At 65.6% G+C, this 14,213-nt stretch carries 11 protein-coding genes and 1 tRNA gene; 7 read left to right on the top strand and 5 right to left on the bottom strand.

What is annotated here, in order from left to right:
- Position 1: 1 nt before the first annotated feature.
- Both ACOYW5_RS07545 and ACOYW5_RS07540 read right to left on the bottom strand, forming a co-directional pair.
- Positions 2 to 382, bottom strand: a complete 381-nt coding sequence (locus tag ACOYW5_RS07545) for a PLDc N-terminal domain-containing protein (RefSeq protein ID WP_423068633.1) — start codon at positions 380 to 382, stop codon at positions 2 to 4.
- A 356-nt stretch (positions 383 to 738) separates the two neighbouring features.
- On the bottom strand, positions 739 to 2,061 hold the full coding sequence (locus ACOYW5_RS07540) for a hypothetical protein (protein WP_423068632.1): 1,323 nt from the start codon (positions 2,059 to 2,061) through the stop codon (positions 739 to 741).
- Between the two features lie 220 nt (positions 2,062 to 2,281).
- On the opposite strand from ACOYW5_RS07540, the gene ACOYW5_RS07535 reads away from it, so the two are divergent.
- Both ACOYW5_RS07535 and ACOYW5_RS07530 read left to right on the top strand, forming a co-directional pair.
- Positions 2,282 to 3,649: an MFS transporter gene (locus tag ACOYW5_RS07535; RefSeq protein ID WP_423069425.1), complete on the top strand. Its 1,368-nt coding sequence runs from the start codon at positions 2,282 to 2,284 to the stop codon at positions 3,647 to 3,649.
- Positions 3,650 to 3,653: 4 nt separating this feature from the next.
- On the top strand, positions 3,654 to 5,054 hold the full coding sequence (locus tag ACOYW5_RS07530) for an MFS transporter (protein WP_423068631.1): 1,401 nt from the start codon (positions 3,654 to 3,656) through the stop codon (positions 5,052 to 5,054).
- A gap of 3 nt (positions 5,055 to 5,057) precedes the next feature.
- Here the strand turns inward: ACOYW5_RS07530 and ACOYW5_RS07525 are convergent, their stop codons facing one another.
- Both ACOYW5_RS07525 and ACOYW5_RS07520 read right to left on the bottom strand, forming a co-directional pair.
- The gene (locus ACOYW5_RS07525; protein WP_423068630.1) at positions 5,058 to 5,771 is read right to left on the bottom strand and encodes an RlmE family RNA methyltransferase; all 714 of its coding nucleotides are present in this window, start codon (positions 5,769 to 5,771) and stop codon (positions 5,058 to 5,060) included.
- A complete protein-coding gene (locus ACOYW5_RS07520; RefSeq protein WP_423068629.1) occupies positions 5,771 to 6,961 on the bottom strand; it encodes a Ppx/GppA phosphatase family protein in 1,191 nt (396 codons plus the stop codon). The genes ACOYW5_RS07525 and ACOYW5_RS07520 overlap by 1 nt, the downstream gene beginning before the upstream one ends.
- 265 nt (positions 6,962 to 7,226) lie before the next feature.
- Here ACOYW5_RS07520 and ACOYW5_RS07515 point away from each other — a divergent pair.
- Positions 7,227 to 7,300, top strand: a tRNA-Gln gene (locus tag ACOYW5_RS07515).
- 892 nt (positions 7,301 to 8,192) lie between these two features.
- The gene (gene queF / locus ACOYW5_RS07510) at positions 8,193 to 8,651 is read left to right on the top strand and encodes a preQ(1) synthase (RefSeq protein WP_423068628.1); all 459 of its coding nucleotides are present in this window, start codon (positions 8,193 to 8,195) and stop codon (positions 8,649 to 8,651) included.
- Between the two features lie 25 nt (positions 8,652 to 8,676).
- On the opposite strand, the gene ACOYW5_RS07505 is transcribed toward queF, so the two are convergent.
- Positions 8,677 to 10,728, bottom strand: a complete 2,052-nt coding sequence (locus ACOYW5_RS07505) for an elongation factor G (protein ID WP_423068627.1) — start codon at positions 10,726 to 10,728, stop codon at positions 8,677 to 8,679.
- A 245-nt stretch (positions 10,729 to 10,973) separates the two neighbouring features.
- Here ACOYW5_RS07505 and guaB point away from each other — a divergent pair, with 245 nt between their 5' ends.
- From guaB to ACOYW5_RS07490, 3 genes are read left to right on the top strand one after another with little or no spacing between them, the layout of a single operon-like run.
- A complete protein-coding gene (gene guaB, locus ACOYW5_RS07500; protein WP_423068626.1) occupies positions 10,974 to 12,476 on the top strand; it encodes an IMP dehydrogenase in 1,503 nt (500 codons plus the stop codon).
- Positions 12,477 to 12,481: 5 nt separating this feature from the next.
- Positions 12,482 to 12,919, top strand: a complete 438-nt coding sequence (locus tag ACOYW5_RS07495; RefSeq protein WP_423068625.1) for an MAPEG family protein — start codon at positions 12,482 to 12,484, stop codon at positions 12,917 to 12,919.
- Complete coding sequence (locus ACOYW5_RS07490) at positions 12,919 to 14,211, top strand: RsmB/NOP family class I SAM-dependent RNA methyltransferase (protein ID WP_423068624.1); 1,293 nt, start codon at positions 12,919 to 12,921, stop codon at positions 14,209 to 14,211. Before ACOYW5_RS07495 ends, ACOYW5_RS07490 begins: the two co-directional genes overlap by 1 nt.
- The last annotated feature ends 2 nt before the right edge of the window (positions 14,212 to 14,213 follow it).

Here is a 14,213-nt window from a genome sequence, read left to right as displayed (position 1 = left end):
CTCAGGCCAGCGCCTTGGCCTTGATTGTCGCGAATTCCTGCTCGGTGATCGTGCCGTCCTTGAGCAGGGAGTGGGCCCGTGCAATCTGCTCGGCGGGTGAGGTGCCGGCGACCGTGCGGATGTAGCTTTCGGCCTCCGCGCGGGCCTCCTGCTCTGCCGCCACCTGCCGGCGACCCATGCCGCCGCCGCGGAAGAGGATGTAGGCCAGCGCCGTCAGCATCGGCACGAAGATCAGCGCAACGATCCACAGCACCTTGGCGAAGCCGCCCAGCGAGCGGTCGCGGAACAGGTCCACGATGATCTGGAACAGCACGATCAGGTAGGCCAGGAGGAAAAAGGTGGAAAGAATCAGCCAGAGAAATTCCCAGAAACTGCTCGACATCGGTACACCTGTTGACTGACGCGACAAGCAACACCTACTTGTAATAGCACAGGTATCGGCAAAGGTGCTACCAGCATGCTTTCTGGTGGAGCGGCAATTGAGTCTGTAACGGGAGAAATTGTTGGTTCGTCTGTACGAAAAGGTACAATACGATACGTTGTTTGCTCAGGGACAGAAAATACCGCTCCACAAGATAATCCGTTCGCTTCGAGGGCGCTTCTGCAACCCACCACCAGCCGCCATCCCGGCGAAAGCCGGGACCCACTGCTCAGGCGGGAGGTCGGGATGCGGGCGCCGCGCCTCCATCGCAGCTGAATCGGCACGGTCCAAGCGCTGGATGGTGCACCTTGGCCAGGTCAGACGTCGGCTTCTTCCGACGCCTTCTCTACAGCCGGAAGGTCCATCGCCTCGATCGAGGCGATCAGCGGTTCGATGCGGCCGACGAGGTCGATGTAGCGCTGCTCCATGACGAAGTTCAGCGTCATGTACTCGCGGCCGGGGCAGAAGGTGCAGATGTTCTGCGCCGGGTGGTAGGCGCCGCAATAGATCGGCTCCATCATCCACTGCGTCACCGGGCCGAAGGTGCGGTGTGGCGGCACCAGCGTCAGCACAGTGTCGGTACGGCCCGAGAAGCGCCAGAAGCGTTCGCCATAGAGGAAAGGGAAGAGCTTGTGCACCTTGCGGTGCAGGGCGAACAGGGCAAGGGTCGTCGTTTGGAACGACGTGACGTCGGAAGTCTCGATCTCGCTGACCACCTTGTCGACATTGCGTGCGTAATTGACGAAATCCGGGATGTACTTGAACTTCGCCATCAGCGCGCGGACGCGGAAGAAATCGTCATCGATGTCGGTCCGCTTGGTGTCGAGCATCGTGTAGGCGGCCGTGATCACCTCCTGGTTGTGGCGATGATCGGTCTCGGAATGGAGCGCGTGGGTGACGATCGCGAAGTAGAGCGAGCGCTGGCGCACCCCAAGCCGATTGGCGAGCTTGCGCATTCGGTCGCGGGTCAGCGGCAGGGTGCGATAGCCGAACGGCTTGTCGGGCGGCGACAGCACATGGGCAAAGAACAGGTGCAGCGTGACCGCAATGCCGGCCCCGATGGCGCCCTTGATGCGCTGGCCAAGCGCCACCTTGTTGGCCTTATTCTTCTGGATGCCGTGGCTGGCCGTCTGCGAGCGCGACAACAGCGCCGAGTCCGAGCCCTCGAGCACGCTATGGGCGGCGCGCACCTGAATGATGGAAACGCGGCCCTCTTCGTCCGGCCCACCCTTGCGGGTAGCGGCCATGAAGCGGAACAGCGGCAGATCGGGATGGTCGTAGATATCGGCGCTCTTACCCAGCCACTTGTCCGGATAGCCCTCGAACGTATCGACCATTTCGACCGAGGTGATGGCGTCGAGCTGGCTTTCGGTCAGCGGCTGGCCGGGGCGCGCGCCGATGAATCCGTGGGTGAGCTGCGGCGCAAGTCCGACCACCTGGGCGACAAGTTGCTTCAGCCGCTCCTTGTCGAACGTCTCTTTCGAAAACGCCGTGAAGAAGATCGTGTCCTTGCCGGCAAACAGGAACCACTGGAAATTAGTGAAAAGGGCCTGCGGATCTTTCTGCACGGCAGCAAAGGCAAGATCGAGTGCCTCGGTATGATCACCCGACGCAAAGCTCGACGACGAAAAACTCTTCATGAAACGAAAACTCGCTCAAATCCCTCGGACCTATAAGCCACGGGTTACGTTGCAGGGTCAATTGGCGAGGGACGTTCGGCAAATCTGCACCCAATGTCGTGTTGCGCCAGCACGCCACCGGCCCTATTGCTATCGGGCTTAGTTTCAATCCTAACTTTGCCTCGCCCAGAGGCTCCCGCCATTGCGCATCATTCCGCTCGTCCTTGCGGTCGCCCTGTTCATGGAGAACATGGACTCGACCGTGATAGCCACTTCGCTGCCCGCGATCGCCGCCGACATCGGCGCCGATCCCATTTCGCTGAAGCTGGCGCTGACCGCGTACTTCGTAGCGCTCGCCATCTTCATTCCGCTCTCGGGCTGGATGGCGGACCGGTTCGGGGCGCGCAACGTGTTCCGCTGGGCGATCCTGGTGTTCATGGCAGGCTCGATCTGCTGTGCCTTCTCGTTCTCGCTCGAAACCTTCGTCGGCTCGCGCTTCCTCCAGGGCATGGGCGCATCGATGATGACGCCGCTCGCCCGGCTGGTTCTGGTCCGCGCCACGCCCCGCACCGAGCTGGTGTCGGCGATGGCCTGGCTGACCCTGCCGGGCCTGATCGGCCCGCTGACCGGCCCTCCGGTAGGCGGGTTCCTCACGACCTATCTGAGCTGGCACTGGATCTTCTGGATCAACGTGCCGATCGGCATCCTGGGCATCGTGATGAGCACGATCTACCTGCCCAAGATCGACCCACGCACGCCCCGGCCGATCGATTTCCGCGGCTTCGCGCTCGCGGCGATTGCGTTCGCCGGCGTCATTTTCGGGCTCTCGGTCATCAGCCTGCCGGCCATACCGCTTGCCGCAGGATATGCGGCGGTGGGCGTTGGGGCGCTGGCCGGCATCGTCTACTGGCTCCACTCCAAACGAACCGAGCACCCGTTGCTCGATCCCGCGCTGTTCTGGCGCTACCGGCTGTTCCGCAGTTCCGTCATCGGTGGCTCGATATTCCGCATCGGCGTTGGCGCGACGCCGTTCCTGCTGCCGCTGATGCTGCAGATCTCGTTCGGGCTGACGCCGTTCGAGAGCGGCCTCATCACCTTCATCGGCGCCCTCGGCGCCATGTTCAGCAAGGTCGTTGCCGAGAAGGTCTTTGCGACCTTCGGTTTCCCGCGCGTCCTCGTCGGCGCCAGCATCGCGGCCTGCCTCGTGCTCGGCTTCAACGGCTTCTTCGACCCCGACACGCCGCACATCTACCTCTACGCGACGCTGCTGGTTTCCGGCGTGCTGCGGTCCATCTTCTTCACCGGCGTGAACGCCCTCGGTTTTGCCGATGTCGAGGAGCAGGACGCGAGCCAGGCCTCGGCGATCACCGTCGTCAGCCAGCAGCTCGCCGTCGCCTTCGGCGTCGCGGTGGCGGGTGGTGCGCTGGAACTGAGCTCGCAATTCACCGGCGGCGGCCTGCAACTGATCAACTTCCACATCGCCTGGTTTGTTGTCGCCGGAGTGTCCCTGCTCGGCGCCGTGCCCTTCATCCGCCTTCCCGCAGACGCCGGCGCCGATGTTTCGGGCCACAAGGGCGCCATCGCCAAGCCCACTCTCCCCGCCAGTTGATCCGATGTCCGCCCTTCGCCTGACCCCGCTGATCCTCGCCGTCGCCCTGTTCATGGAGAACATGGATTCGACCGTGATCGCGACCTCGCTGGCGGCCATCGCGCACGATATCCAGACCGAGCCGATCGCGCTGAAGCTCGCGCTTACCACCTACATGGTGGCGCTCGCCATCTTCATCCCGATCTCGAGCTGGATGGCCGACAAGTTCGGCGCCAAGCGCATCTTCGCCTGGGCCATCGTCGTGTTCATGGCCGGCTCGGTCTGCTGCGCCATCTCGGATTCGCTGCTGACGTTCGTTCTATCGCGGTTCCTCCAGGGCATGGGTGGCGCGATGATGACGCCGGTGGCGCGGCTGGTGCTGGTGCGCGTCACCCCGCGCCAACAACTGGTCGATGCCATGGCCTGGCTGTCGATCCCCGGCCTCGTCGGCCCCATCGTCGGCCCGCCCATCGGTGGCTTCATCACCACCTTTGCCAGCTGGCACTGGATCTTTCTGATCAATGTGCCGATCGGCATTGTCGGCATCATCCTCGTCAATAAATACCTGCCCGAATGGCACCGGAACGAGCCGCGGAAGATGGACTTCACCGGCTTCCTGCTCGCCGGCCTCTGTTTCGCCGGCCTCGTCTTCGGCATCTCGGTGCTGACCCTTCCGGCGCTGCCGGCAAGTTTTGGGTATGGGTCGCTGTTCCTCGGCGTGATTGCGGCGGCGGTGTACTGGTTCCACTTCCAGCGTACCGAGCACCCGATCCTCGACCTCCGGATCTTCCGCCAGCGCCTGTTCCGGCTGACCATGATTGGCGGCACCATCTTCCGGCTCGGCACCGGGGCGATGCCGTTCCTGTTCCCGCTGATGCTGCAGCTGACCTTTGGACTCAGCCCGTTCGAGAGCGGCATGGTCACCTTTGCCTCGGCCGTCGGTGCCTTCGCGCTGAAGTTCGTGGCTGAACGGATCATCGAGCGGCTGGGCTTCCGCCTGAGCCTCGTGCTCGCCTGCACCATCACCGCTGGCGGCGTGCTGGCGATGGGGCTCTACAGCCCGGGTACGCCGACGCCGCTGATGATGGCGCTGCTCGTCGTCACCGGTTTCTTCCAGTCGCTGTTCTGGACCGCCACCAACGCCTTTATCTTCGCCGACGTCGCCGACAAGGATGCCGGGCAGGCCAACGTGATCAGCCAGGTGAGCGTGCAGCTTTCGCTGGCGTTCGGCGTCGCGATCGGCGGCGGCGTGCTCGAAGGCGTCCGGCTCATGCATGGCGGGGGCGAACCGCTGCTGGGCGACTTCCACATCGCGTTCTGGGTGATGGCGGTGCTGACTCTGGTCTCGGCGCTGGTCTTCACCCGTGTGCCCAAGGCGGCGACGATGCACAGCCACCGTGCCGAGAGCGGTTCGGCAGCGGAGTAGGGGCTACTCGCTCGGCGCGCCCTTGAACCCGCGGGCGACGAGATAGGTCTCGGCCGAATCCTGCCGACTGGCTTTGGGCTTGGCGTGAATGGTGGTGGCGAAGTTCTGCTTGAGGAGGTGCAGCAGTTCGTGCTCGGTGCCGCCCTGGAACACCTTGGCGATGAACGTGCCGCCCGGCGCCAGCACCTGCACGGCGAAATCGGCGGCGAGTTCGACCAGCTGCATGATGCGGATGTGGTCGGTCGGCCGGTGCCCCGTGGTCGGGGCCGCCATGTCGGACATCACGATATCGGCCTTGTGCCCGCCCAGCGCCTCGATCAACGCCTGCGGGGCGTCCTCGTCGTTGAAATCCTTCTTGAGCAGGATCACGCCGGGTATGGCGTCCATGTCGAGATAGTCGATGCCGACGATGAGCGGGTTGGCCTCGGTCGAACCGACGATCGGGGCGGCGACCAGCGACCAGCCGCCGGGGGCGGCGCCGAGATCGACGACCCGCATGCCCTTCTTGAACAGGTGGTAGCGCTCGTCGAGCTCCTTGATCTTATAGGCAGCGCGCGAGCGAAGCCCCTCGGTGCGCGCTCGCGCCACATAGGGGTCGTTGAGCTGGCGCTGCAGCCACAAGGTCGAGCCGATCTTGCGGCCCTTGGAGGTCTTCACCCGCACCTTGAGGTCGGTTGCCGAGCGCCGCCCGCTTCCCTGTCCGGTACCTTTGGGCATCAGCGGCTCCTGCGTGGATTGGGGCGGGACGCGCGATCGGCGTCGATCAGCGAGATCAGGATGCCTTCGCGCAACCCGCGATCGGCAACGCGGACGCGTTCGGTCGGCCATTCCCTGCGGATGGCTTCGAAGATGGCGCAGCCGGGGAGGACGAGATCGGCGCGGTCCTTGCCGATGCAGGGATGGGCGACGCGGCGGTCGAAGGTCATGCCGAGCAGCGCCTTCATCGTGGCATCGACATCGGCACGGCTCATCCAGAGACCATCGACCTTCTGGCGCTCGTAGCGCTCGAGCCCGAGATGGAGGCCGGCGAGCGTGGTGACGGTGCCTGAGGTGCCGATCAGGTGGACCGGGTGTTCGGCGATCATCTGCCTGAGCTTGTCGCGGCCGCGGAACTGGCGCAGGTGCCCGGAGACGAACTGCACCATGTCCTCGAACGTATCGTTGGTGACATCCACGCCGCCGAACTTCTCGGCGATCGAGACGACCCCCACCGGCAGCGACTGCCAGGAGCGGATCGAGGAGGACATGCGGCCCTGCCGGCGTGGCCGGCCGCCGCGGAAATCGAGCCAGGCGAGCTCCGACGAGCCGCCGCCGATATCGAACATCAGCGCCCCGGCCGATTTTTCCTCGATCAGGTCGGCGCAGCCGGTGACCGCGAGCGAGGCTTCGGTCTGGCGATCGACGATCTCGAGCACGAGGCCGAGCTCGCGCTCGACTCGGGCGATGAACTCCTCGCCGTTTGAGGCGGAACGGCAGGCCTCGGTGGCGATGAGGCGCATGCGGGTCGGCTCGTGCTCGCGCAGCTTGTTGCGGCAGAGCCGGAGCGCTTCCATGGTGCGCTCCATCGCGGCATCCGATAGGCGCCCGGTGACCGACAGGCCCTCGCCGAGCCGGACGATGCGGGTAAAGCCGTCGAGCACGCGAAAGCCGTTCTCGTGCGGACGTGCGATCAGCAGGCGACAGTTGTTGGTGCCGAGGTCTAGCGCAGCATAGAGCGGTCCGCGCGCGCGGCGGCCGGCATGGGCTGGTGGATGCGTCCGCCGATCCGTACCGCCCCGATCCGGTTGCCCCCCGGCTGTTGCGGTCGTCTGGGCAAGACTCGCAACCTGGGTTGCGCCTTGCCCTTCACGGGTCCGCAGCGGGGCGTCAGCCTCGACTGCGGTGGCGGACCGATCGGAATCGGCCAACCTCAATCTCCATCTCCCGCGCGGTCGCTGCTGCCGGCCGAAACCGGGGCGCCCGAGCGCGGGCTTGTGTTCAGTGTCACCGGAAAGGGTAGTGGAGATGGGCCCCGGGCGCAACGCCCAGAATTGCCCCGAAACTGCCTCCGGATTGCCGTGCCGATGAACGCTGTCTGAACGATGAAATCGGGTGTTGATCCCGGCCGTGAATGCCGCTAGAAGGCGCTCCGAATGCTGATGGCCACGCGCCCCGGCATCCAGGCCCAGCGCTTGGGGAATAGTTCAATGGTAGAACTACGGACTCTGACTCCGTCAATCTTGGTTCGAATCCAGGTTCCCCAGCCAGCCGCCTTCTCCTTCAAATGACATGCTGATGCATCCGACGGCCAATCGGCCTCGGAGGATTGTTGCGATCAGGCGGGGCCGGCGCGGCTCTGGCCACGCGGTTAGTCCGCAGATGTAACGGCCGTCGCCGCGCCGGTCTGGATCGGGAATGAGTTGGACTTGTGGGATCCAAGGAGCGTACCCCCATCTCGCCTCGCGTCCACATTGCTGTGCCGGAGCCTGGATGGGTGGCCGGTTGTCGGTCCTACAAACCCGCCATGGCACGACTGCCATGGCTCCCGATATCCACTCACCGTTCGTTCGTCGCGAACGCCGCCCAGTGCGAGGACGGGGTGAGAATAAGGCTGGGTGGAGGGTAGGGGGATAAGGTGGGGACGCCAATCTTCGCTTAGTCGGGCCAGCCCGCCGAAATGCTGTCGAGAAAACTCCAAACCACCCCTGCCTTGAGGATGTAGAAGCTTTCCTTCCCCCTCGAACAATGAGTCCGGCGAAGTCAGCACGAAAGGCCCCTTCGATGTCCTGTAGTACAAAGGCTGCACCACCACTCATACCGTCCGGATTGAAGTCTACCTCATTGACAGGGATGAGCCGCAGCAATGCTCCCGGCGCACCTTGTGCTGCATCCTATCAGGTTCCCCGAGTTCTCAAACGAAGTGCAACACCGGCTAGGGTGGGAGAGCATCGAGGCGTCAGCCGTACTCAAGTAAGTTACTGTTTTTAAATCGCTTTTGTCCGTTCTGCTATTCCACTGCGGCTGTCGTTTGCCGCTGACACCCACCACTCCTCGTTGTCCGCCGACCATCACCGTGATACGGCAACCGTGCCGCGCCGGGCCCCTCCCGGAGTGCGGCGATGACGCGCCGGTCTGATGCCGGCCAGCAAAGGAAGTGCCATGTCTCTCGACGAGACCCCGCTCGTGCTCGGCCGTCCGGCCGAAATCCCCACCGATCCGGAAACCGCGACGCTCGACCGGGTGCCCAATCCGCACCCCGATGTCGATTATCTCATCCGCTTCGCCGTGCCCGAATTCACCGCGCTCTGCCCGATCACCGGCCAGCCCGATTTCGCCCACCTGGTCATCGACTATGTCGCCGATCAGTGGCTGATCGAGTCCAAGTCGCTGAAACTCTTCATGCACTCGTTCCGCAACCACGGCTCGTTTCACGAGGCGACCACGGTGATGATCGGCAAGCGGCTGGTCGAACGGCTGGCGCCGCGCTGGCTCCGGATCGGCGGCTACTGGTACCCGCGCGGCGGCATCCCCATCGACGTGTTCTGGCAGACCGGCCGGCCGCTCGACGGCGTCTGGCTGCCCGACCAGGGCGTCGCGTCGTACCGCGGTCGCGGCTAGTTCAGGTGCATGCCGAGGGGGGAACTCATCCCCCCGCGTGGTGCCTCCCGTATTTCCCCGCTACCTCTTCCGCCAAGCGCCCGCCGATCTCGGCCAGGTGGTCGAACTCCTGCACGAAACTGCCGACGCCCGCCGTGGCGGAGCGCAGTTCGATGATCAGGTCCTGCATCTCGGAGGCGGGGACCAGCGCGTGGATTTCGTCCCAGCCGTCCCAGCCGTCGCGGGCATCCGAGCCGATGATCTGGCCGCGGCGGCGGGGGAGGATGGCGTTGATGCGGGCGGTAGCGTCGCTTGGGCAGCGGACCGTGACGTCCATCACCGGTTCGAGCAGCACCGGCTCGCATTGCGGCATGCCTTCGCGCATGCCGACCTGCGCCGCCTGTCGGAACGCCATGTCGGACGAGTCGACCGTGTGGTACGAGCCGTCGGTCAGCGTCACCGCCACATCGACGACCGGGAAGCCGAGCGGGCCGCCGAGGTCGAGATACTCGCGCACGCCGGCCTCGACCGAGCTGATATACTGGCGCGGCACCACGCCGCCGGTGATCTTTTCCTCAAAGCCGTTGCCCGAACCACGCGGCTGCGGCCGGATGGTCAGCACCACGTCGCCGAACTGGCCGTGCCCGCCCGACTGCTTCTTGTGCCGGCCGCGCACATTGGCGGCCTTACGGATGGTTTCGCGATACGCGATGCGCGGCACCGAAGTGGTGACGGGGACGCCGTAGCGCGTGGCGATGCGGTCGACGACGACGCGCAGGTGCATCTCGCCGTGCCCCTCGAGCACGGTCTCGCCGGTCTCGGGCACATGCACGAGCCGCAGCGAGGGATCCTCCTCGAGGATGCGCTGCAGCGCCGACGAAAGGCGGACGTCGTCCTTGCGCTCCTTGGGTGCGACGGCGATCGACATCATCGGCATGCTTTCGGGCATCGCCGCGATGTCGGGCACCATCGCGGTCGAAAGCGTGTCGCCGGTGCGGGCCGCCTCGACCTTGCCGAGGGCGACCGTCTCGCCTTCCTGTGCGGCATCGCGCTTCTGCGTGTCCTGACCCATCACCCGGAACAGGCCGGAGACTTTGCAGTCGCGGCCATCGGCCGAACGCAGGGTCATGCCGTCGCTGACCGAGCCGGCCAGCACGCGGGCGACGCACATCTTGCCACTGCGCGCTGTCTGGATGGTCTTCATCACCTGCACCACGGTGCCTGAAGGCTTGCCGAGCCCCAGCCGCTCGCGGGTCTCGCGCACGGTGGGCGCCTCGTGGCGGATGGCCTTGAGCAGGCGCGAGATGCCGTTGCCGTGTTCCGCCGAGCCGATGAACACCGGGCTGATCTTGCCCATGCGCATCTCCTCGACGAGGTCCTTGAAGATGAGGCTCTTTTCCGGCGCGACATCCTCGAGCAACTGCTCCATCAGCACGTCGTCATAGTCGGCGATCTGCTCGAGCATGGCGGTGCGCGCCTCGACTTCGGCCGCTTGCTCGCCTTCGGGCAGGGCGACGATCTCGCTCTCCTTGGCCTCGTGGTAGACATGGGCGCGCTCGAGCGCGAGGTCGATGCAGCCGGTGACGATGCCGTTTTTGGTCATCGGCAGCTGGCGCAGCACCAACGGTACGCGGCTCGCCGGCTGCAGCATCGTGAGGATGTCGCGCACCGAGCCCGAGAGCTTGTCGATCTTGTTGAGGAAAAGCAGGTGCGGCAGCTGCCGCGCTTCGAGATCCCTGAGGATCATCTGCAGCGCCGGGACCTTCTTGGGGTCGGCCTCGGCGACCACCACGGCCATATCGACGCCGGCCAAAACCGGCAGGGATTCAAACTGGAACTCGACCGATCCGGGGCAGTCGATGAAGGTGTAGCGGTCGCCCATGTAATCGGCTTCGGCGACGTTGAGCTCGATGCTCATGCCGGCGGTGCGGGCTTCCGGCGAGGCATCCCCCACCATGTTGCCGTCGCGGGCATGGCCTTGTCTCGTGATGGCCCCAGTACGCATCAGGATCGCCTCGAGCAGCGATGTCTTGCCACTCGCGAACGGCCCCACCAGCGCAATGCACCGGGGCCCGGCTTGTCTGCCGTTGTCTGCCATCTCTTCCTCCTCGCTCTGCTTTTTCGGTCGGCGTCTCCCTCTCCGGTGCGCATTGAACCCGCACCGTGAAGGCGCGTCCGCGAATGAGCTTACCCCCTTTCCGGCACACATGTCAGCCATGTGGAAAGCCGCTTCCCAAAGCCCGGACCCGGTGCTATTCACCCTCGCCAACCCGCAGTCGGACGTCGAGTCGTTCCCGCTGCGGGCTTCCATTTTTCTGTTGCGCAGAAGGAAGGGCCCACCCCTTGGCGAAGATCATTACCTCCATCACCGGCGATAGCGCGTTGACGTTCGACGACGTGCTGCTGCAGCCCGCGGCCTCCGATGTGCTGCCGACCGATGTGGACATCCGTACGCGGGTGACCAAGGACATCTTCCTCAACATCCCGATCCTTTCGTCCGCCATGGACACCGTCACCGAGCACCGCATGGCCATCGCCATGGCTCAGGCCGGCGGGATGGGCGTGATCCACAAGAACCTCGAGGTCTTCGAACAGGCCGAGCAGGTCCGCCAGGTGAAGAGCTTCGAGAGCGGCATGGTGGTGAACCCCATCACCATCGGCCCGGACGCGACGCTCGCCGACGCGCTGGCGCTGATGGAAGCCAACCACATCTCCGGCATTCCGGTGGTCGAGAACGGCGGCACGGGCGGCCGCCGGCTCGGCCGGCTGGTCGGCATCCTCACCAACCGCGACGTGCGCTTCGCCTCCAACCCGAACCAGCGCATCGCCGAACTGATGACGCACGAGAACCTCATCACCGTCCGCGACGGCGTGAGCAAGGAAGACGCCAAGCGCCTGCTGCACCAGCACCGCATCGAGAAGTTGGTGGTGCTTGACGACGACGGCCGCTGCGTCGGCCTGATCACCGTCAAGGATATCGAGAAGGCGCAGCTCAACCCGCACGCGGTGAAGGATGCCCAAGGTCGCCTGCGCGTTGCCGCCGCGACCGGCGTCGGCGATGCCGGCTACGAACGCTCGCTGGCGCTGATCGATGCCGGCGTCGACCTGCTGGTGGTCGACACCGCGCATGGCCACTCGGCCGGCGTGTTGAAATCGGTGGAGCGGGTGAAGCGGGAGAGCAATTCGACCCGCATCGTTGCGGGCAACGTGGCGACCGCGGAAGCCACCCGGGCGCTTATCGATGCGGGTGCCGATTGCGTCAAGGTCGGCATCGGGCCCGGTTCGATCTGCACCACCCGGATCGTTGCGGGCGTCGGTGTGCCGCAGCTGGCAGCGGTGATGGCCTGCGCCGAAGAAGCCGACAAGCAGGGCATTCCGGTGATCGCCGACGGCGGCATCAAGTTCTCAGGCGATATGGCGAAGGCCCTCGCCGGTGGCGCCAGTGTCGTGATGGTGGGCTCGCTCCTTGCCGGCACCGATGAGAGCCCGGGCGAGGTCTACCTCTACCAGGGCCGCTCCTATAAGTCCTACCGCGGCATGGGCTCGGTGGGTGCCATGGCCCGCGGTTCCGCAGATCGCTACTTCCAGCAGGATGTGCGCGAGAGCCTCAAGCTCGTGCCCGAGGGCATCGAGGGGCAGGTGCCGTACAAGGGCGCCGCCGGCAACGTGCTGCACCAGCTCTCGGGCGGCCTGCGCGCCGCCATGGGCTATACCGGCGCACCCGACCTGCAGTCGTTCCGCGACAACTCGGTCTTCGTGAAGATCTCGGGCGCCGGGCTCAACGAGAGCCACGTCCACGACGTCTCGATCACTCGCGAAAGCCCGAACTATCGCGGCGGCAACTGACGCCGATGGCGCCCAACGCGCCATGGCTGGTGATCGCCATGCTGCTCCAGGGCGCGCTTGCCCTGGGGTTGCTCTGGTACCTCGGCACTGTCCGCATCCCGATGGTGATGGACGGCAAGGTGAAGATCCGCGACATCGCGCTCAGCCGGGACGGCTGGCCCGAGCATGAGCGGAAGGCATCGAACGCCTTCGACAACCAGTTCCAGTTGCCGGTGCTGTTCTATGTTGCGAGTCTCGTTGCGCTGTGGCTCGGCCCGACGCTGCTTGAACTGGTCCTCGCCTACGCGTTCGTCGCGACGCGCTATGTCCACGCTGCGATCCATATCACCACCAACAACGTCGTTCGCCGCTTCGCTGCCTACACGGCCGGGCTGGTCGTCCTTTGCGTTTTCTGGGCGGACTTGCTAGTCCGCACGCTCCTTATCGCGTTTGGAGCCAACTGATGCGCCTGCCGGGCCGGATTGCCGCTGCCATCGACGTGCTGGCCGATATCGACGCGCACAAGCGCCCGGTGGCCGAGGCGCTGAAGGCCTGGGGCCTCAACAACCGCTTTGCCGGTGCCGGCGATCGCGCCGCCATCGGCAATCTCGTCTACGACGCGCTGCGCCGCCGCTCGTCGCTGGCCTGGATCATGGGCGCCGATGAGCCGCGGGCGCTGGTGCTGGCCGTCGTCGTGCGCGAGTGGGGCGAGGATATTGCCGCGCTCAACGACAGTTTTGGCGGCGATCGCTTCGCCCCGGCGCCGATCACCGATGAGGAAGCCGTCCGGCTGACCGCAGCGGACCCGCTCGCCGGCGCGCCGGACCATGTCCGCGCCGATGTGCCCGAGTGGATCGGGCCGCATCTCAAGAAGAGTTTTGGCGACGACTGGGTTGCCGAAGCGCAGGGCCTCGCCGGCCGGCCGCCGCTCGACCTGCGCGTCAATACGCTCAAGGCCAATCGCGACAAGGTGCTGCGCGGCCTCGGCCGCTTCGCCCCGGAAGCCGAGGTGCGGTTCGCCGAGGGCGTGCGCTTCCCGGCCGGTGCGCGTGACAGCCGCACGCCGAACGTCACCAGCGAGGAGGGCTACCTCAAGGGCTGGTTCGAAGTGCAGGATTTCGGGAGCCAGATCGTCGCGGCGCTGGCCAGCCCCCGCGGCGGCGAGCAGGTGCTCGATCTTTGCGCCGGGGCAGGGGGCAAGACCCTCGCCATGGCGGCGGCCATGCAGAACCGCGGCCAGATCTTTGCCTATGACAGCGACCGGCAGCGCCTCGCCCCGATCTACGACCGGCTGAAGCGCGCGGGCGTCCGCAACGTGCAGGTCCGCGCCCCCGGCCCGGGCGTGCTCGATGACCTCAAGGGCAAGCTGGATCGTGTCGTTGTCGACGCCCCGTGCACCGGCACGGGGACCTGGCGGCGGCAGCCGACGACCAAGTGGAAGCTCACGCCCGAGCAGCTCGCGCTGCGAGTTGGGGAGCAGGCTGCCATTCTCGCCGAAGCCGCCACCTACCTGAAGCCGGGCGGTACGCTGGTCTACATCACCTGCTCGGTCCTGCCCGAAGAGAATGCCGACCAGATCGCGACCTTCCTCGCCGCCAACCCCGGTTTCACGGCGATCCCCGGCAACAAGCAGTGGATGGCGCATTTCTCCGGGGCCAAGCTGCGCGCACGATTTTCGCCCGAGGGTGGGGTGTCTCTCACGCCTCATACGACCGGAACGGACGGCTTCTACTGCATCGCGATGCAGGCGGGTTGATG

Source organism: Devosia sp. CN2-171 (assembly GCF_049354815.1).
Classification (GTDB): domain Bacteria; phylum Pseudomonadota; class Alphaproteobacteria; order Rhizobiales; family Devosiaceae; genus Devosia_A.
The sequence above is the reverse complement of the archived record's forward strand: the minus strand, read 5'-3'. Positions and strand labels throughout refer to the sequence as shown.

What these genes read in the sequence shown, in the direction of transcription:
- ACOYW5_RS07545 (WP_423068633.1), bottom strand. Translation starts at nt 382, where the DNA reads ATGTCGAGCAGTTTCTGGGAATTTCTCTGGCTGATTCTTTCCACCTTT.
- ACOYW5_RS07540 (WP_423068632.1), bottom strand. Translation starts at nt 2,061, where the DNA reads ATGAAGAGTTTTTCGTCGTCGAGCTTTGCGTCGGGTGATCATACCGAG.
- ACOYW5_RS07535 (WP_423069425.1), top strand. Translation starts at nt 2,282, where the DNA reads ATGGAGAACATGGACTCGACCGTGATAGCCACTTCGCTGCCCGCGATC.
- ACOYW5_RS07530 (WP_423068631.1), top strand. Translation starts at nt 3,654, where the DNA reads ATGTCCGCCCTTCGCCTGACCCCGCTGATCCTCGCCGTCGCCCTGTTC.
- ACOYW5_RS07525 (WP_423068630.1), bottom strand. Translation starts at nt 5,771, where the DNA reads ATGCCCAAAGGTACCGGACAGGGAAGCGGGCGGCGCTCGGCAACCGAC.
- queF (WP_423068628.1), top strand. Translation starts at nt 8,193, where the DNA reads ATGTCTCTCGACGAGACCCCGCTCGTGCTCGGCCGTCCGGCCGAAATC.
- ACOYW5_RS07505 (WP_423068627.1), bottom strand. Translation starts at nt 10,728, where the DNA reads ATGGCAGACAACGGCAGACAAGCCGGGCCCCGGTGCATTGCGCTGGTG.
- ACOYW5_RS07495 (WP_423068625.1), top strand. Translation starts at nt 12,482, where the DNA reads ATGGCGCCCAACGCGCCATGGCTGGTGATCGCCATGCTGCTCCAGGGC.
- ACOYW5_RS07490 (WP_423068624.1), top strand. Translation starts at nt 12,919, where the DNA reads ATGCGCCTGCCGGGCCGGATTGCCGCTGCCATCGACGTGCTGGCCGAT.